Source organism: Catenuloplanes atrovinosus (assembly GCF_031458235.1).
Taxonomy (GTDB): domain Bacteria; phylum Actinomycetota; class Actinomycetes; order Mycobacteriales; family Micromonosporaceae; genus Catenuloplanes; species Catenuloplanes atrovinosus.
The window spans coordinates 3210974-3227066 of the sequence record NZ_JAVDYB010000001.1 but is presented as its reverse complement, the minus strand read 5'-3'; the positions used below and the strand labels follow the sequence as shown (position 1 = coordinate 3227066).

General features: G+C 74.5%; 20 protein-coding genes. 7 read left to right on the top strand and 13 right to left on the bottom strand.

Annotation, left to right across the window (positions count from 1 at the left end; genetic code table 11):
• Window positions 1-2: 2 nt before the first annotated feature.
• The 5 genes from J2S41_RS14495 to J2S41_RS14475 all read right to left on the bottom strand — a co-directional run bounded on the left by J2S41_RS14495 (window position 3) and on the right by J2S41_RS14475 (window position 3662).
• Window positions 3-497 carry a WXG100-like domain-containing protein gene (locus tag J2S41_RS14495; protein ID WP_310367989.1) on the bottom strand — a complete coding sequence of 165 codons (495 nt, stop codon included), beginning with the start codon at window positions 495-497 and terminating at the stop codon, window positions 3-5.
• A 6-nt stretch (window positions 498-503) separates the two neighbouring features.
• A complete protein-coding gene (locus J2S41_RS14490; RefSeq protein WP_310367985.1) occupies window positions 504-830 on the bottom strand; it encodes a hypothetical protein in 327 nt (108 codons plus the stop codon).
• Window positions 827-1258 carry a YbaB/EbfC family nucleoid-associated protein gene (locus J2S41_RS14485; RefSeq protein WP_310367982.1) on the bottom strand — a complete coding sequence of 144 codons (432 nt, stop codon included), beginning with the start codon at window positions 1256-1258 and terminating at the stop codon, window positions 827-829. Before J2S41_RS14485 ends, J2S41_RS14490 begins: the two co-directional genes overlap by 4 nt.
• A 68-nt stretch (window positions 1259-1326) precedes the next feature.
• Window positions 1327-2334, bottom strand: coding sequence for a lysylphosphatidylglycerol synthase transmembrane domain-containing protein (locus tag J2S41_RS14480; protein WP_310367978.1), 1008 nt, complete (start codon window positions 2332-2334; stop codon window positions 1327-1329).
• A 125-nt stretch (window positions 2335-2459) separates the two neighbouring features.
• The gene (locus tag J2S41_RS14475) at window positions 2460-3662 is read right to left on the bottom strand and encodes a cytochrome P450 (protein WP_310367975.1); all 1203 of its coding nucleotides are present in this window, start codon (window positions 3660-3662) and stop codon (window positions 2460-2462) included.
• Between the two features lie 103 nt (window positions 3663-3765).
• Here J2S41_RS14475 and J2S41_RS14470 point away from each other — a divergent pair, with 103 nt between their 5' ends.
• The 5 genes from J2S41_RS14470 to J2S41_RS14450 all read left to right on the top strand — a co-directional run bounded on the left by J2S41_RS14470 (window position 3766) and on the right by J2S41_RS14450 (window position 7786).
• The gene (locus J2S41_RS14470; protein ID WP_310367974.1) at window positions 3766-3912 is read left to right on the top strand and encodes a hypothetical protein; all 147 of its coding nucleotides are present in this window, start codon (window positions 3766-3768) and stop codon (window positions 3910-3912) included.
• A gap of 110 nt (window positions 3913-4022) precedes the next feature.
• On the top strand, window positions 4023-4406 hold the full coding sequence (locus J2S41_RS14465) for a hypothetical protein (RefSeq protein WP_310367971.1): 384 nt from the start codon (window positions 4023-4025) through the stop codon (window positions 4404-4406).
• 162 nt (window positions 4407-4568) lie between these two features.
• Window positions 4569-5342 (top strand): SAM-dependent methyltransferase, encoded by a 774-nt coding sequence (locus J2S41_RS14460; protein WP_310367969.1) that lies wholly within the window; start codon window positions 4569-4571, stop codon window positions 5340-5342.
• 66 nt (window positions 5343-5408) lie between these two features.
• A complete protein-coding gene (locus J2S41_RS14455; RefSeq protein ID WP_310367966.1) occupies window positions 5409-5774 on the top strand; it encodes a YciI family protein in 366 nt (121 codons plus the stop codon).
• Between the two features lie 11 nt (window positions 5775-5785).
• Window positions 5786-7786 (top strand): sigma-70 family RNA polymerase sigma factor, encoded by a 2001-nt coding sequence (locus J2S41_RS14450; protein WP_310367963.1) that lies wholly within the window; start codon window positions 5786-5788, stop codon window positions 7784-7786.
• On the opposite strand, the gene J2S41_RS14445 is transcribed toward J2S41_RS14450, so the two are convergent.
• The 3 genes from J2S41_RS14445 to J2S41_RS14435 are packed head-to-tail and all read right to left on the bottom strand — an operon-like array spanning window position 7767 to window position 9798.
• Complete coding sequence (locus J2S41_RS14445; RefSeq protein ID WP_310367960.1) at window positions 7767-8432, bottom strand: hypothetical protein; 666 nt, start codon at window positions 8430-8432, stop codon at window positions 7767-7769. The genes J2S41_RS14450 and J2S41_RS14445 overlap by 20 nt on opposite strands.
• Window positions 8433-8463: 31 nt before the next feature.
• Window positions 8464-8988: a SigE family RNA polymerase sigma factor gene (locus tag J2S41_RS14440; RefSeq protein WP_310367958.1), complete on the bottom strand. Its 525-nt coding sequence runs from the start codon at window positions 8986-8988 to the stop codon at window positions 8464-8466.
• A gap of 60 nt (window positions 8989-9048) precedes the next feature.
• Window positions 9049-9798, bottom strand: a complete 750-nt coding sequence (locus tag J2S41_RS14435) for an LLM class flavin-dependent oxidoreductase (RefSeq protein WP_310367955.1) — start codon at window positions 9796-9798, stop codon at window positions 9049-9051.
• Window positions 9799-9891: 93 nt separating this feature from the next.
• Here J2S41_RS14435 and J2S41_RS14430 point away from each other — a divergent pair, with 93 nt between their 5' ends.
• On the top strand, window positions 9892-10821 hold the full coding sequence (locus tag J2S41_RS14430) for a hypothetical protein (RefSeq protein ID WP_310367953.1): 930 nt from the start codon (window positions 9892-9894) through the stop codon (window positions 10819-10821).
• A gap of 75 nt (window positions 10822-10896) precedes the next feature.
• Here the strand turns inward: J2S41_RS14430 and J2S41_RS14425 are convergent, their stop codons facing one another.
• From J2S41_RS14425 to J2S41_RS14410, 4 genes are all read right to left on the bottom strand, one after another.
• Complete coding sequence (locus J2S41_RS14425; protein WP_310367951.1) at window positions 10897-11391, bottom strand: SRPBCC family protein; 495 nt, start codon at window positions 11389-11391, stop codon at window positions 10897-10899.
• On the bottom strand, window positions 11388-11774 hold the full coding sequence (locus J2S41_RS14420) for a metalloregulator ArsR/SmtB family transcription factor (RefSeq protein ID WP_310367949.1): 387 nt from the start codon (window positions 11772-11774) through the stop codon (window positions 11388-11390). Before J2S41_RS14420 ends, J2S41_RS14425 begins: the two co-directional genes overlap by 4 nt.
• 76 nt (window positions 11775-11850) lie before the next feature.
• Entirely contained in the window at window positions 11851-14043 is a 2193-nt protein-coding gene (locus tag J2S41_RS14415; RefSeq protein WP_310367947.1) for a heavy metal translocating P-type ATPase, read from the bottom strand.
• Window positions 14036-14932, bottom strand: a complete 897-nt coding sequence (locus J2S41_RS14410; RefSeq protein WP_310367944.1) for a DUF8832 domain-containing protein — start codon at window positions 14930-14932, stop codon at window positions 14036-14038. Before J2S41_RS14410 ends, J2S41_RS14415 begins: the two co-directional genes overlap by 8 nt.
• Before the next feature lie 130 nt (window positions 14933-15062).
• On the opposite strand from J2S41_RS14410, the gene J2S41_RS14405 reads away from it, so the two are divergent.
• Window positions 15063-15359: a metal-sensitive transcriptional regulator gene (locus tag J2S41_RS14405; protein WP_310367942.1), complete on the top strand. Its 297-nt coding sequence runs from the start codon at window positions 15063-15065 to the stop codon at window positions 15357-15359.
• Window positions 15360-15400: 41 nt separating this feature from the next.
• Here J2S41_RS14405 and J2S41_RS14400 read toward each other — a convergent pair whose 3' ends face one another.
• Complete coding sequence (locus J2S41_RS14400) at window positions 15401-16072, bottom strand: GNAT family N-acetyltransferase (RefSeq protein ID WP_310367940.1); 672 nt, start codon at window positions 16070-16072, stop codon at window positions 15401-15403.
• Between the last annotated feature and the right edge of the window lie 21 nt (window positions 16073-16093).

The following is a 16093-nucleotide window of genomic DNA, read 5'->3' as shown; positions in this document are numbered from 1 at the left end:
GGTCAGGCCTCGAGGAGCTTGGCGATGACCTCGTCGATGAGGCCGCTGATGATGGTGCGGGCCAGGGCCTGGAAGATCGGGATCTCCAGCAGGGACGCGCCGAACGTGACGGCGGCGGTGGCGATGGCCTGGGCGATCTGGATGGCCAGGATGGTGAGCTGGATGATGACGGCGATCTTCAGGCCGAGGACGATCATGCCGCAGAGCATCAGGCCGGTGCCGGTGACCGTGGCGGCGGTGACGCCGTCGCGCAGGGCGGCGGCGGGGCTGTCCTCGTGGCCCCACCAGGCCTGGAACGCGGCGATGTCGCCGCCGGACTGCTGAGTCCAGACCGTGGTGGCGGCCGTGGCGGCGTCGGCGGCGAGCGCGTCGAGCGTGGTGGAGAACGCGGTCCAGGCCTGGCCCATCTCCAGCAGCGCGGTCTCGTCCGCCTCGGGCCAGGTGAAGCCGAGGATGCCGAGCAGGGAGATCAGCTCACCGGGCAGTTGCAGGCCCATGGTGGCTCACCCGCCGAGCGCGCGGCGGACCGCGTCGACATCGGCGCCGATGGTGGACTCGGCGGTGCGGTAGGCCTCGGCCATCTCGGCCACGTCCTGGCCGGCGGCGCCGATCTCGTCGAGCGCGATCCGGTAGCACTCGAACGCGAACGCGGACACCTCGTCGTGCGCGGCGCCGATCAGGGAACCGATGTCGTCGGCGCCCCACGGCGCGCCGAACGCGTCCAGCTCGGCCTGGAAGCCGCTGAGCGCGGTGGCCAGCCGGCCCGCGACCGCCTCCAGCGCGGCGCCGGAGCCGGTGAGCGCGTCCGGGTCGATCTCGACGCCGGTCACCGGTCGCCGCCCGCGCGCCGGACCAGCATCTCCTGCGCGGCGAACAGCGAATCCGTGAACGCGCCGAGCTGGCGGCCGGTCTCCTCCTGCACGTCGCGCAGGTGGGCGGTGAGCGCGCCGAGGTCGGGCGCGGCGACGCTGAGCCGGGCGCGCAGCGCGGCGAGCGCCTCGTCGATCGCGACGGTCAGCTCGGCGGCGAGCCGCTCGCCGTCCAGCCGCAGCACGCGCGGGTCGAGGTGCAGGCCGGTCACCCGGCCGGGCGGGCCGAGCCGGACCTCGATCAGCCCGTCCGCACCGTGGCCGACGCCCTCGACCGGCTCGTCCGGGTCGGCACCGGGCTCGGGCTCCGACGGCGCGGGGGTGAGCGCGGACAGCGTCTCGGCCAGCATGCGTCGCAGTCCGGAGGGGTCGATCGCCTCGGTCATCATGTCCCCGGGGGTGCGGTCGTCGATGTCCCGGCCGAGACTAGACCACGGCGGCGATCAATGTGGACCCGTCAGCGGCGGATCATGAGCCCGGCCACGCCGCCCGCCGGGATGAGCAGCCAGCACGAGATGACGCGGTAGACGAGCACGGCCGCGGTGGCGATCGCGGCGGTGGCCCCGGCCGTGGTCAGGCCCGCGACCAGCGCGGTCTCGATCACGCCGATGCCGCCGGGGGTGAGCGGGACCTGGCGGACGATCTGCACGCCGAGGTAGATGGTGGCCAGCGTGATCAGGCTGATCTGCAGGCCGAGCGCGCGCGTGCAGGCGACCAGGCAGAGCAGGTCGGTGAGCCGGTTGGCGGCGGAGTAGCCGACCACCGCGCACCAGTCGCGGATGCGCAGGCCGGCGCCGGCGTGCCAGGCGGCGCGGGCGGACAGCAGCAGGCCGTGCACGTACCGGCCGATCCGGTTCTCCGGGACGTTGCCCAGGTCGAACGGGCGGGACGGCAGCCGGCGGCCGAGCGCGACCGCGGCGGCGGTGAGCGTGGCGAGCGCGAGCACCACCGCGAGCGGCTGCCAGTTGAGCGAGGTGGCGGAGCTGTGCGTGAGCAGCACGGCGCCGCCGCCGGCGTACAGCAGCGTGAGGCCGCCGATGGAGGCGAGCCCGGAGACGATCGCGCAGACCGCCGCGATCTCGCGGGGTACGCCGGCCCGGCTGTACTCGGTGATCGCGTACCCGGTGGACACGGCCGGGCCGGCCGGCACGGAGATCGAGATGGCGGTCCGGGCCAGGATGATCGCGAAGAGGCGGCGGTGCCGGATGGACGCGCCCAGCGCGCGCACCAGGTGCCGCTCCTGGAACGCGAAGCAGGCCAGCGACACCGCCTGGAGGATCACGGCGCCGGTGATCCAGCCCCAGTTCGCGCCGGCCAGCGCGTCGGTGAACTCGCGCGGGTCGGGCAGCCGGCCGCGCAGTCCGATGATCGCCAGCGCCACGACCGAGACCGCGACGAACAGCAGCCGGACCCAGCGGCTCCGCCGGGTGCGCAGCCGATCCGACACCACCGAGATTTCCGGCATATCCGGAATGGGCTCCGAAGGCGACGGAGTGTGCGCGGTCGACGACATTGCATGATCCTTGCAAACGGGGGCGCCGACGGCATCGTCGCCGTCGTCAACGTCACGTCGGTCCGGACCGTAGCCGCTCACGTGCCCGACATCGCCGGTGTGCGGGCCGGTGCCAGCGTCACCGGCAGCGACTCGTACGACGGGATCAGCACGCGACGCCGATAGCGCCGCCCCCGGATGGTCCACGGCCGCCCGGGCGCGACCAGCGTGCGCAGCAGCCCGCCGATCTCGGCCCGGGCGAGCGGCGCGCCGAGGCACAGGTGCCGGCCCGCCCCGAACCACAGTTGCCGCTGCTCCGGCAGGTAGCCGCGGTCGAGCGAGAAGCCGCCGGCCCGGTTGTTCGCCGCGTGCGTCAGGATCAGCACCCGCTCGCCCGCGCGCAGCGTCCGCCCGGCCACGGTGACGTCCGCGCTCACCGACCGCCCGATCGCGGCGGCCGGCGTGGTGACGCGCAGCCCCTCCCGTACCGCCTCGGGGATCAGATCGTGATCTTCCAGCACGCGGTGCTGGGCGCCGGAGTCGTGCAGCAGCGCCACGATCCGGGCCATCGCGCTCGCGGCGGTCTCCGTGCCGGCCACCATGAGCAGCGTCGACAGTCCCTCCGCGTGCAGCTGCTCCACGCCCAGCTCGCGGCACCGGCCGAGCACCGTGGTCGGCGGCGCGGTCCGGAACGCGTGCGGCACGTTCACGGTCAGCCGGGCCACGATCGCCCGGCCGCGCGCGATCGTCTCCGGCGGAAGGTGCGTGGTCGTGGACGCGTTCATCGCCAGCGCGGCCAGTTCCTCGCCGGTCGCGAAGATCTCCCGGTACGCCGCGTCCGTGCCCTCGGTCGTCAGGTGCAGCAGGTCCGCCACGATCCGGCCGACCAGCACCCGCGCCAGGTCGGCCACGTCCACGGTCCGGCCGGCCGCCAGCGCCGCGCCCGCCTCCGCCAGCCGGGGCCCGACCACGCGGTCGGCCAGCCGCCTCGCGCTCTCCTCGGTGAACAGGTCCCGCGTCTTGGACCGCAGGCTGTGGTGGCCCGGCCCGTCGAACACCTCGTTCACCCAGTCGCCGAGCAGCTGTGACCACATGTGGCCGACGCCGCCCTCGCCGAGCAGGTCGAAGTGCGCCGGATCGTTCAGGATCGCCCGCGCGGTCACCGGGTCCGCGACCACCCAGCCGAGCCGTGGCACCTTCCGCAGCGGCGTGGCCAGCCGGCCCGCCGTGAGCAGCAGCGGCAGGGCCGGCCGCGCAGCCCCGATCACCCGCCACTCGTGCAACGCCGCCCGATCGATCATGTGGGCATCCTGTCAGAGCGTCACAAGGCCACGGTTTCCGTCAGGTGAGCGGCCGGTTTACCGATCGGTGCGGGCCCACCCCCTCGGATACCTCGGAGTCGCCATGGACCCCGCCGTGATCGTCGACACGATCTCGTCGTGGACCGGCGGGTTCATCGACCTGATGACCTCGCTGCCGGTCGCCGTCTGGATCTGTCCCGCCCTGCTCTTCGCCGGCGGCATGCTCGACCGCCTCGTCTCGCGCGGCTGATCCGCCGGAGCGTTGGGATCGCTCCCAGTGCGGAGCGGCCGGACCACCGTTAGGCTCTCGATCGACGTCGCTCAACCCACGTCGTCGGCCGTACGGAGGACGGCTTCCTCATGATCCTGTTGTCACTCCTGCTGGACCTCGCCAACATCCTCGGCGGATTCCTGCTCGCCATAGCCCTGCTGCGCCGGCTGCCCCGCGTCGGTGACGACCTGGCCCGGTTCGCCGACCGCCTCGGCGCGTTCGGCTGGGTGGTCGGCATCGTCGCGCTGGTCACCGGCGGTTTCTACCTCATCGTGCACCTCTTCAGCGGCCCGCAGATCTTCCACTTCGAGATCGTCGGCATCTGCGTGGGCGTCCTCCTGCTCTGGGACCGGCTCACCGGCCGCCGTCCCCTCGGCCGCCCGGACGCGGCCGCCGGCGTCGGCCTGATCCTCGCCATCTTCGGCATCATCGCCATCGCAGTCGGCCTCCAGGGCCTGGTCACCCCGGGCTGACCCCTCCCGCCCCCCGCCCCCGCCCCCCGCCGGGCGCCCGGCGCCCCACCCTGCGCCGATCTAGGCCGGATTCGCGTGATCGGAGATCGAAGTGCGGGAGTTCGCCCTAGATCGGCGCGGAGGGTTGGGTGGGGGGAGGGGGAGGGGGGGTAGGGTGCGTCGATGGGGAAGCCGACGGTGGCGGGGATGTACGACTACTATCTGGGCGGCGTCCATCACACCGCGGGCGACCGGGAGGCCGGCGATCGCATGCTCCGGGCGATGCCGACGCTGCGGGAGGTGACCCGGGCGAATCGCGCCTTTCTGCGGCGGGCGGTTCGATATCTGACGGCGGCCGGCATCCGGCAGTTCGTCGACATCGGGTCCGGCATCCCGACCGTCGGCAACGTGCACGAGGTGGCGCGGGCCGAGGCGCCCGACAGCCGGGTTCTCTACGTGGACGTCGATCCCGAGGTGGTCGCGCTCAGTGCCTCGCTGCTGCGCGGCGACGACCGGGCGGTGGCGATCGAGGCGGACCTCGCCGACCCGGCCGCGATCCTGGGGCACCCGGAGTGCGCGCGGCTCATCGACCCGGCGCGGCCGACGGCGCTGCTGATGCTGTGCCTGCTCCAGTGGTTGCCGGACGAGGTGGTGGTGCCCTCCGTGCGTACCCTCCGCGAGGCCTTTCCGGGCGGCAGCTTCATCGCGCTCTCGCATCCGGTCGCGCCGCCGGTGAACGACCCGACCGCGGCGGTGGGGGAGGTGTACCGGGCGACGGGCGCACGGGCGGCCACGGCGCGCACGCGGGACGAACTGGTGGCGCTGTTCGGTGACTATGTGCCGGTGGAGCCGGGTCTGACCTGGGTGACGCACTGGCGGCCGGACGGCGATCCCGGCGTGCCGGATCCGGTCGGGATGCCGCTGGTGGTGGGTGTGGCGCGCAGGCCGGAGCGCTGATCGGCCACGGCGATCATGAGATGTGACAGGGAACGCGGGCATTTCCTGTCACATAGACTCCGCGTCGTGAGGGCGAAGGTGTTCACCCATGAAGGGAACGATCCGATGCGGTACCTGATGACGCAGATCCCCGCCGCCACCGCTCCGGCGCCGGACGAGAAGCTGTTCGCGGACATGGCGGCGTTCGTGGAGGAGCTGACCGTGGCCGGGCAGCTGCTCGCCACCGGCGGGCTGGCGCCGGCGGGGGTGCGGATGGCGTCGCGGGACGGGGAGATCACCGTGGTCGACGGGCCGTTCACCGAGGCGAAGGAGGTCGCCGGCGGGTTCGCGCTGGTGGAGGTCGCGTCCAAGGAGGAGATGCTGGAGCTCGCGCGGCGGTTCCGGCTCATCGTCGGCGACGGCGTGAGCGTGATCCAGCAGGTGTTCGGCTGAGCGGGGACTGAGTGGAGACCGTCGAGGCGGTCTGGCGACTGGAGTCGGCCCGCATCGTCGCCGCGCTCGTCCGCGTGGTGCGCGATGTGGGCCTGGCCGAGGAGCTGGCCCAGGACGCGCTGGTCACGGCGCTGGAACGGTGGCCGGTCGACGGCGTGCCGGACAATCCGGGCGCGTGGCTGATGACCGTCGCGCGACGACGGGCGATCGACCACGTCCGCCGGTCCCGGGCGGAGGGCCGCGCGCTCGCCGACCGCCACCTCCTCGACGGGCGGGGCTCGCACCCGGAAGGCCACGAGCGGGCCGGAGAACCGGGCGAGGCGGAAGACGCCGGCGGTATCGCGGGAGTCCCGGCCGCGGCACCGGAGGACGACCGGGACGACGTCCTCCGGCTGATGTTCGTCACCTGCCATCCCGTGCTGCCCCCGGCCGCCCGCGTCGCGCTCACCCTCAAGCTCATCGGCGGCCTCACCACCGCGGAGATCGCGCGGGCCTATCTCGTCACCGAGCAGACCATCGCGCGCCGGATCTCCTCCGCGAAGCGGACGCTGGCGGCCGCCGGGGTCGGGTTCGCGCTGCCGGACGGGCCGGAGCTGGCCGAGCGCCTGGCCACCGTGCTGGAGGCCATTTACCTGATCTTCAACGAGGGCTACACCGCCACCGCCGGCGACGACCTGCTCCGGCCCACGCTCTGCCACGAGGCCCTGCGGCTGGGCCGGCTGCTCGCCGTGCTCGCGCCCGCGGAGGCCGAGGTGCACGGGCTGGTCGCGCTGATGGAGATCCAGGCCTCGCGCGAGAAGGCGCGCACCGCCCCGGACGGCGCCCCCGTCCCGCTGCACGAGCAGAACCGCGGGCGCTGGGACCGGCTGCTCATCCAGCGTGGCTTCGCCGCCATGCTGCGGGCCCGCGAGGCCGGCGGCCGGCCCGGGCCGTACGTGCTCCAGGCCGCGATCGCGGTCTGCCACGCGCGGGCCCGCACCGCCGCGGACACCGACTGGGCCCGGATCGCCTCGCTCTACGACGCGCTGGAGACCCTCCGGCCCACGCCGGTGGTGCGGCTCAACCGGGCGGTCGCGGTCGGTGCGGCGCGCGGTGCGGCGGAAGGGCTGGCGCTCGCGGACGCGCTGCTGGACGAGCCGCGGCTGCGCGACTACCACCTGCTGCCGGCCGTGCGCGCGGACCTGCTGATCACACTGGGCCGGCACGCGGAGGCGCGCACCGAGCTGCACCGGGCCGCGTCGCTGACCCGCAACCGGGCGGAGCGCGCCTACCTGAGGCGGCGCGCGGACGGCCTGCCGGCCGACGATCACAACCCGGCCGAGGGTACGCTCCGCGAGCACGCCCGCGACTTTCTGGCGCGACACGACGCCGGCACCCGCCGGTCGTACGCGCAGACGCTCGACCGGCTCCGCCGCGCGCTCGGCGACGACACGCCGCTGACCGCGCTGACCCCGGACGCGGTGACCCGCGCCTGCGCCACCGCCTGGGGCGACACCGCGCCCGCCACCTGGAACCGGCATCGGGCCACCGTCCGCTCGTTCGCGGCCTGGGCGGGCGTGCCCGCGCTCGCGGCCGGGCTGGAGCGGCGCGCCTCCACCCGTACCGTGGCGGAGTCCCTGCCACCCGAGGCGGTGGCCACGCTGTGCGCGGATCAACGGCACCCGCTGCGCGAACGCGTGCTCTGGCTGTTGCTGCACGAGTCCGGCGCGACCGTCGCCGCCGCGCTCGGACTCGACGTGCAGGACCTGGACCTGGACGACCGCCGCGCGCCCGGGAAGGGCGTGACCTGGCGGTCCGGGACCGCGCGGCTGCTGCCGGAGCTGATCGGCGGGCGGGCGCGCGGGCCGCTGTTCCTGTCCGACCGGCGGCCCGGACCGGCGCGCACGCCCGCGGACCCGGCCGACGTGTGCCCGCGGACCGGGCGGCGGCGGCTGTCCTACGAGCGCGCCGAGTACCTGTGCAAGCGGGCGACCGGCGCGACGCTGCGGCGGTTCAGCCCTGGGAGGCGGTGACCTCGTCGGTGACCGTGATCCCGGCCGCGAACGCGACGATCGTGCCGGTGTCCCAGCGCAGGTTGTTCCACAGCTGGATCACCAGCCAGGCGCCGTCGCGCTGCGCGGCGTAGAGCGTGCGGACGCCGCTGTCGCCGGTCCGCAGCACGCCGGGCGCGCCGCCCACGCTGACGATCTCCCCGGGTACGTCCGGGGCCGGCGCGTCGTACTGGAACGAGATCGTGATCTTGTCGACGAACACATTCGGGTCGCGGTTGGCCAGGCCGATCGGCGCGATGAGCAGCGTGGTGCCGGTCGAACTCTGGATCTCCCAGCCCTCCGGCACGACGTCGATCCGGAACCCCTCGGGCTGATCCCCGGTGAACGCGACCAGGCGGACCGGGTCCGTGCCCGCGGGCGACTCCGCGGCGCCGGCGTGCGGCACCACCGGGCCCGAACGCACCCCGGTGCCGGTGTTCGCGCCGAGCGCGCCGGCGCCGAGGGCCGCGGCCACGGCCAGCGCGAGCGCACCGCCCGCCAGCCCGTGCAGCCGCCGCCTGCGGCGCAGCGCGGTCCGGCCGCGGGCCACGTCCGCGTCCACCGCGCCCGGCGACGGGTCGCGCTCCGGCCCGGCGATCCGGTCCAGGTACTGCCGCAGGTCACTCATGGCCCTCGTCCCCAGGCTCCGCGTTGTCTCTTCAGATGACGACACCGGTCACCGACCGGTCGAGCGCCGCGCGCAGCCGCTCCAGCCCGCGCGCCGTCTGACTCTTCACCGTGCCCGTGCTGCAGCCGAGCGCGTCCGCGGTCTCCGCGATGTCCAGCTCGTAGAAGTACCGGAAGACGACGGCGGCCCGCATCCGGGGCGGCAGCGCGCGCAGCGCCCGCCGGACCGCGGCCGCGGCCTCCGGCTCGTCGTCCCGGACCGGCGCCTCCAGCTCCGGCGGCGCGGCCGTGCTCCGCTCCGCCCGCCGCCACGGCCGCCGGTGCTCGTCGACCAGGCTGTTGACCAGCGCGCGCCGCAGGTATCCGTCCGGGTTGTACGCCGCGCGGAACGACGGCCACGCCACGTACAGCCGGGTCAGCGTGGTCTGCACCAGGTCCTCGGCGGTGTGCGCGTCCCCGCCGGTGAGCAGCGTGGCGGTCCGCACCAGCCCGGCCCGCCGCGCGGACACGAACTCATGGAACTCCCGGTCCCGCGCGCTGCCCCTGCCGACGTTCATGATCCCCTGACGGAACCATGCCGGCGCGGGTTGCACGGCGCTGTGTCGGCTGCCCGACAGTCACCGCGGCGGCCCGGCCGCGATCACCGCCTCCGCCTCGGCCACGTCGCCCGGCGGGATCCAGCGCCCCCACCAGGTGGCACCGGCCGCGGCGAACTCGGCGATCAGGTGCGGATTGCCGCTCACCTTGACGTCGAAGCCACGCGCGTCGCCCCGCGCGGCCGTCACCAGCGCCAGAATGTCGTGCACGTCGTCCGGGTCCAGCGGACGCTCCCGGTGGACGCAGGCGCCGTCCCACCGGGTCAGCCGCCGCCGCACGGCCGGCCGCCGAAGATCACCACCGATCCACACGGGCACGCGTGGCCGCCGCACCGGCCGGCCCGGCAGCCGCAGCCCGTCCACCTCGTCGCCGGCCCACAGCCGGTCCAGCGCCTCCAGCCCCGCGTCCAGCCCGGTGCCGCCGGCGGCGAGCAGCGCGAGCGCGGGGTCGGCCCGGTCGCCCGCGCCGGCGCCGAGCACCAGCCGCCCGCCGGACAGCTGGTCGACCGCCGCGGCCTGCGCGGCCAGCTCCCACGGCCGCCGCCGTGGCACCGGCGTCACGGTCGGGCCGAGCACGATCCGGCTCGTCGCGCACGCGATCGCGGACAGGCACACCCACGCGTCCCAGGTCGGCGCGCCGGTGCCCTGATAGTCCAGATAGTCCTCCAGGAACACCGCGTCCCACCCGGACTCCTCGGCCAGCGCGGCCAGCCGCCCCAGCACACCCGGCGTCCGCTCGCCGACCGCCCCGAGCGTGACACTGAATCTCATCCGCGGATCGTAGAACCAGCGCATCGATCTTCGTCCGTCACGGCCGGTCACCACGTATCCCTCCGTGACAGCGTCGCCACGAGAGGTGTGACAGTGACGAACAACCAACCGGAGCCGAAGCCGGCGAGGCGCGCACCGTCCGCGATCGCGGCCGTGGTCGCCACCGCCTCGGGCACGACCGCGCTCCCGCAACTGCTCGGACTCGTCGCGGGTGTGGCCCAGGTCGCGACGCTCACCGCGAGCAACGCCTTCCTGGTCATCAACCTGGTGATCGTGGTGCTCGGCGTGATCGCGCTGTTCGATCCCGGGCACACCGACTATCGCGCGTCCACGGCGCGGGTCGTGATCACCACGATCGCGGTGGGCGTCAGCGGCGTCCTCGCCGGCGTCGGCGTGCTCGACCGGCTGGGCGTGCCCGCCTCGGTCGGGACCACCGAGGCCGCGGCCACCACCCCGGCCGGTGCGACACCGTCGGCGCCGCCGGTCCCGAGTGCCGGACCGACCTCCGCCGCCGCGGCGTCCAGCCCGCCGCAGCAGGTGGACAGCGGCGCACCGGGCATCGCCGCGCCGGACGCGACGACCGCCGGGCCGGGTCCCACGCCGGCGCCGCCACCACCGCCACCGCCGTCGGCCTCGCCGAGGGCGGTCACCACGATGAACTGCCGGCCGTCGTCCTGTGAGACGTCCGACGACCTGATGGATCTCTTCGGCGCGTTTCCCGGCACGCTCGCGGACGGCGAGCAGTTGCGGTTGTTCGTCCAGGCGCCGGACGGGCTGTTCTACGCCGGGTCCACCGGGATCGTGAGCGGCGGGTCGTGGTCCGGCCGGGTGCACCTGGGCAGCGAGGCCGGGCAGGAACAGAGCTACACCTACACGGGCTGCCTGTACCGCATCGACCGGGTCTTCGCGGACGACCTGCGGGCCCGCGGCGACGAGGAACTCAACCGCGGGCTCACCGCGGTGCCCACCACGGGCAGCGCGGTACGGCTGGCCTGCCGGACGCTGGTCTGGAATCGGACGTGAGGCCGGCGGTCAGCGCTGGAGACCGTCCCACGACCCGCCGCGGGCCGTCGTGGCCGCCCGCGGCGGCGTAGCCGGTCACCGCAGCGCCTCGTAGTACGGCTTCATCGACGGGTAGTAGTCGTCGAAGGCCGGCAGCGGGTCGCCGCTGCGGGACGCGGCCAGCATGTCCAGGTAGTACTCCCAGCCGGGGCCCATCTCGCCGACGCCGTCGGGCGACGGCAGGTGGTGCACGAAGCGCAGCTCGGTGACGCCGTCGTCGCGGGTGGACAGGAACAGCTCCAGGTGCCAGGAGCCGTGCTCGTCGACGGCGGACAGGCCCAGCCGGCGGTACGGCTCGCACGCCTCGATGCGCATGTCGGTCCAGGGGGCGCCCTGCTCGTACCCCAGCTGGACCTTGATCGTGGCTCCGGGAGCCGCCTCGCCGGTCCACGTGCCGTACCAGCGGGCGGTGCGCTCCGGCTCGGTGATGCTGGCCCACACGTCCTCGACGGGCGCGCGGAACGTGCGGGTGAGGATCAGGTCGGTGCCGTCCGGCGTGGCGGACAGGCGGCCGGAGGGTGGATTCGTCATGCGCTCTCCTCGGTCGGAATGGTCGAATCCGTCGCAACGGTGCGGCGCCGCTCCCGGCGGGCCCGGTAGACCTCGGTCTCCAGCGCGTCCAGCGCGGCCGACGGGTCGAAGCCGGCCGGACGCGCGGGCGGCGCGGCCAGCCGGGTGAGCCAGTCGATCGGCGCGGCCAGGGATGACACGTCCAGCGAGTAGACCCGCCGGCGTCCGGACACGCTGTCGGCGACCAGGCCGCTCTCGCGCAGCACGCGCAGGTGACGGCTGATCGCGGGCCGGCTGATCGGAAACCGGTCCGCTATCTCGCCCGCGGACAGCGGACGCTCGCGCAGCAGCTCCAGAATCCGGCGGCGCACCGGATCCGCGAGTGCCCCGAGCGTCGCGTCCACCCCGGAAGCGTAACCATCCTGTTACGCTTCAGGCAAGGAGGCCACGCCCGTACGCGCTCTGAGCCGCGGAAGCGCGCTACGAGAAGCGCCGGAGGCGGAGGCTGTTGGCGACCACGAAGACGGACGAGAACGCCATCGCGGCACCGGCGATCATCGGGTTCAGCATGCCGGCGGCGGCCAGCGGCAGGCCGGCGAGGTTGTAGGCGAACGCCCAGAACAGGTTGCCCCGGATGATCGTCAGCGTGCGCCGGGACAGCCGGATCGCATCCGCGGTCGCGGTCAGGTCGCCGCGCATCAGCGTCAGGTCGGCCGCCTCGATCGCCACGTCCGTGCCGGTGCCCATGGCCAGGCCGAGATCGGCCTGAGCCAGCGCGGCGGCGTCGTTGACGCCGTCGCCGGCCATCGCCACCACCCGGCCGTCCGCCTGGAGCCGCTTGACCGCGTCGACCTTGCCGGCCGGCAGCACGCCGGCGATCACCTCGTCGATGCCCACCTCGGCCGCGACCGCGCGCGCCACCGTCTCGTTGTCGCCGGTCAGCAGCACCGGGTGCAGGCCCAGCCGCTTCAGCCGGGCGACCGCGTCCGCGCTGGTGGGCCTGACCCGGTCGGCGACCGCGAGCACGCCGCGGGCGGCGCCGTCCCAGCCGGCCACCACCGCGGTGCGGCCCTCGGCCTCGGCGGTCGCACAGGCCTCCAGGACCTCCGCGGGTACGTCGTAGCCGCGCTCGGCCAGCAGCGCGGGGCGGCCCACCACGACCTCCCGGCCGGCCACCTCACCGCGTACCCCCCGGCCCTCGAGGTTCTGGAAGTGCGCGACCGGCGGCGGGTCGGACTCGCCGGCCGCGATGGCGGCGGCGATCGGGTGCTCGGACGCGGACTCCACCGCGGCCGCGAGCCGGCGCAGCTCGGCGGGGTCCTGCCCGGTCACCGGCACGGTCGCGGCCAGCGTCATCCGGCCCTCGGTGACGGTGCCGGTCTTGTCCAGCACGATCGTGTCCACCCGGCGCGTCGACTCGAGCACCTCCGGGCCGCGGATCAGGATGCCGAGCTGCGCGCCGCGGCCGGTGCCGACCAGCAGCGCGGTCGGCGTGGCCAGGCCGAGCGCGCACGGGCACGCGATGATCAGCACGGCGACCGCGGCGGTGAACGCGGCGTTCCAGCCGGCGCCGGTGCCGGCCCACCAGCCGAGCGTGCCGGCGGCCAGCGCGATCACCACGGGCACGAACACGCCGGAGATCCGGTCCGCGAGCCGCTGCACGTCCGCCTTACCGGCCTGCGCCTCCTCGACCAGCCGCGCCATCTGCGCCAGCCGGGTGTCCGCGCCGACCCGGGTGGCGCGCACCACCAGGCGGCCGCCCGCGTTGACGGTCGCGCCGGTCACCGCGTCGCCGGGACGCACCTCGACCGGCACGCTCTCGCCGGTGAGCAGGCTCGCGTCCACGGCCGAGACACCGTCCTCCACCACGCCGTCCGTGGCGATCTTCTCGCCCGGCCGGACCACGAACAGGTCCCCGGCCGTCAGCTCGCCGGTCGGGACGCGGACCTCCCGGCCGTCGCGCAGCACGGCCACGTCCTTGGCGCCCATGTCCAGCAGCGCGCGCAGCGCGGCACCGGCCCGCCGCTTGGACCGGGACTCGATATAGCGGCCGGTCAGCAGGAACGTGGTGACGCCCGCCGCGGCCTCGAGGTAGATGTTGGCGGCGCCGTCGGACGGGCCGATGTCGAACCGGAACGGGTGCGTCATGCCGGGCTCGCCGGCCGTGCCGAGGAACAGCGCCCACAGCGACCAGCCGAACGCGGCCAGCGTGCCGAGCGAGACCAGCGTGTCCATGGTGGCGGCCCCGTGCCGCAGGTTGATCGCCGCGGCGCGGTGGAACGGCCAGCCGCCGTAGACCACGACCGGCGCGGCGAGGGTCAGCGACGCCCACTGCCAGTAGGTGAACTGCCAGGCCGGAACCATGGCCAGCAGGATCACCGGTACGGACAGCACGGCCGAGACGATCAGCCGGGTGCGCAGCGGATCGTGCTCCGCCCGCGGCTCGTCCGCGGGCGCGGCGGGCAGCGCGGCCGTGTACCCCGTCCTCTCCACGGTGGCGATCAGGTCGTCCGCGGTGACCGTGCCGTCGACGGTCGCGGTCGCCTTCTCCGTGGCGTAGTTGACGGTCGCGGTCACGCCGTCCATCCGGTTGAGCTTCTTCTCGATCCGGTTCGCGCAGGCGGCGCAGGTCATGCCGCCGATCTCCAGCTCGATGCGTCGCGTGTCAGCCATGGGTGTGCCCCGGCTCCCCGTGCTCGGTGGTCATCGTGAACTCCGCGGTCCGGACGGTGCCGCGGTGCTGAAACTCCAGGAACAGGCGGTACGTACCGGGGGAGGGGATCTCCACGTCGAAGCCCAGCTCCGGGCCGTCCACCGGGTGGACGTGCAGGTAGGCGAGGTCGCCGTCGCGCAGCGCCACCAGGTGGCCGCGCGCGCCGAGATACGGCTCCAGGTCGGTGACCGGCGCGCCGTTCTCCGCGATGTCCACGGTCAGCCGCGCGGGCTCGCCCGCGGCGATCTCGCCGTGCAGCGTGACCGTGTAGCCGTCCACGGTGTCCGATCCGGCGGGCGCGGGCAGCGGCAGCGGGCGGTAGTCACCGGCGGCCGGCAGATCGGCGCCGAGCGTCAGCGGCTCGTCCCGCCCGGCCGGATGGAAGTCCGCGAAGACGCGGTAGTCGCCGGGCGCGGCCACGGCCAGCGGCGTCTCCCAGGTGCCGTCGGCCGCCCGCCGCGGGTGCAGGTGCTGGTAGCCGGTGAGGTCGCGGCGGACCACGATCAGGTGCAGCTCGCGCTCGTGGGTGGGCGTGAACGCGGTGACGGCCCGCCGGTCCGGCCCGATGATCCGGAACTGGAACGGCCGCGGCGCGCCGGTGCCGAGCGTGTCGGTGAGCGGGGCGAGCGTGTAGCCGTCCTCGGTGATCTGCAGGCCGGTGGGGTCGTCCGGGTTCTCGTCCGCCGCGCCGTCGTGCTGTGCGCCGTGCGCGGCGTGGGCGGCGGGGCTCGCCGGGGTGTTCCCGTCCGGGCTCGCGTCCGGGCCGATCGTGCGGCCCAGTCCCAGTGCGGCGCCGAAGACCGCCACCAGGGCCAGGCCGAACGCGCCGAGTCGTGCGGGCGTGTTCACCGTGCGTCTCCCTTCGCCGTCGTCCTTTCGCTCCCGACCATACTCATACCCCTGGGGGGTATCAAGGACGGAGGGGTCCGTGTTTCGTCGTCCGCGCCACATACCCCCCGGGGGTTGTATCATCCGTGCCATGAGCAAAACCGCGCCGACCAGGGGCTACACCGCGACCAAGGGAGACCTGCAGGGACGCCTGCGCCGGATCGAGGGGCAGGTGCGCGGCATCGAGCGGATGGTCGACGAGGACCGCTACTGCATCGACGTGCTCACCCAGATATCGGCGATCCAGGCGGCGCTGGACAAGGTGGCGCTGGGCCTGCTGGACGGGCACGCCCGGCACTGCATGCACGAGGGCGCGGCCGAGGGGCGCGCGGACGAGATGGCGACCGAGATGATGGCGGCCGTCGGGCGGTTGATGAAGCGCGGCTAGGGTGTGTCCGGTGGCCTCGTCGCGGGCCGGGGAAGACACCCTTAGGCCGGCGACCGGAGTATCGCGAATCTCGGGCGGGCGCGGACCGTGAAGCCGATCGCCTCGTACAGCCGGATGGCTCCGGTGTTGGTCGCGGACGCGTGCATGAACGGCGTCTCGCCGCGCCCGCGGATCACCTCGGCCACCGCCCGGACCAGGCGGGTGGCCAGGCCCTTGCCGCGGAAGTCCGGGTCCGTGCAGACCGCGCTGATCTCGGTGAAGCCGGGCGGGCGCATGCGCTCGCCCGCCATCGCGATCAGCCGCCCGTCGTGGCGGATGCCCAGGTAGACACCGAGCTCCAGGGTGCGCGGGCCGAACGGGCCGGGCCGGGTGCGCGCGGTCAGGTCCAGCATCTCCGGCACGTCGTCCGGGCCGAGGAGCACCGCCTCCGGGTCCGGCTCGACGCGCAGCGCGGTGTCGACCAACTGCACACCATCCATCATCTCCACCACGGTCCAGTCGTCCGGCGGCGCGATGCGCGGGCCGGTGACCAGCAACTGGGTGCCGGGGCCGGCGAGCGCGGCCAGGTCGGACCAGGCGGCCGGGTCATCCGGGGCGGCGAGCCCGTGGAACGGGCTGACCTCCGGCAGGAAGCCGGCCGCGGCGCCGTGGCGCCGGGCGAGATGGGCGTGCGGGCCGTGGACGACGGACGCCCACACCGGATTGTCGAGCATGGCCACCATTATCCGGACCTT

Excerpts from the sequence above, each read along its gene's own strand:
- J2S41_RS14475 (WP_310367975.1), bottom strand. The coding sequence starts at position 3,662 with ATGATCGATCGGGCGGCGTTGCACGAGTGGCGGGTGATCGGGGCTGCG.
- J2S41_RS14465 (WP_310367971.1), top strand. The coding sequence starts at position 4,023 with ATGATCCTGTTGTCACTCCTGCTGGACCTCGCCAACATCCTCGGCGGA.
- J2S41_RS14440 (WP_310367958.1), bottom strand. The coding sequence starts at position 8,988 with ATGAACGTCGGCAGGGGCAGCGCGCGGGACCGGGAGTTCCATGAGTTC.
- J2S41_RS14480 (WP_310367978.1), bottom strand. The coding sequence starts at position 2,334 with ATGCCGGAAATCTCGGTGGTGTCGGATCGGCTGCGCACCCGGCGGAGC.
- J2S41_RS14495 (WP_310367989.1), bottom strand. The coding sequence starts at position 497 with ATGGGCCTGCAACTGCCCGGTGAGCTGATCTCCCTGCTCGGCATCCTC.
- J2S41_RS14445 (WP_310367960.1), bottom strand. The coding sequence starts at position 8,432 with ATGAGTGACCTGCGGCAGTACCTGGACCGGATCGCCGGGCCGGAGCGC.
- J2S41_RS14460 (WP_310367969.1), top strand. The coding sequence starts at position 4,569 with ATGGGGAAGCCGACGGTGGCGGGGATGTACGACTACTATCTGGGCGGC.
- J2S41_RS14425 (WP_310367951.1), bottom strand. The coding sequence starts at position 11,391 with ATGACGAATCCACCCTCCGGCCGCCTGTCCGCCACGCCGGACGGCACC.
- J2S41_RS14405 (WP_310367942.1), top strand. The coding sequence starts at position 15,063 with ATGAGCAAAACCGCGCCGACCAGGGGCTACACCGCGACCAAGGGAGAC.
- J2S41_RS14415 (WP_310367947.1), bottom strand. The coding sequence starts at position 14,043 with ATGGCTGACACGCGACGCATCGAGCTGGAGATCGGCGGCATGACCTGC.
- J2S41_RS14400 (WP_310367940.1), bottom strand. The coding sequence starts at position 16,072 with ATGCTCGACAATCCGGTGTGGGCGTCCGTCGTCCACGGCCCGCACGCC.
- J2S41_RS14435 (WP_310367955.1), bottom strand. The coding sequence starts at position 9,798 with ATGAGATTCAGTGTCACGCTCGGGGCGGTCGGCGAGCGGACGCCGGGT.
- J2S41_RS14470 (WP_310367974.1), top strand. The coding sequence starts at position 3,766 with ATGGACCCCGCCGTGATCGTCGACACGATCTCGTCGTGGACCGGCGGG.
- J2S41_RS14485 (WP_310367982.1), bottom strand. The coding sequence starts at position 1,258 with ATGATGACCGAGGCGATCGACCCCTCCGGACTGCGACGCATGCTGGCC.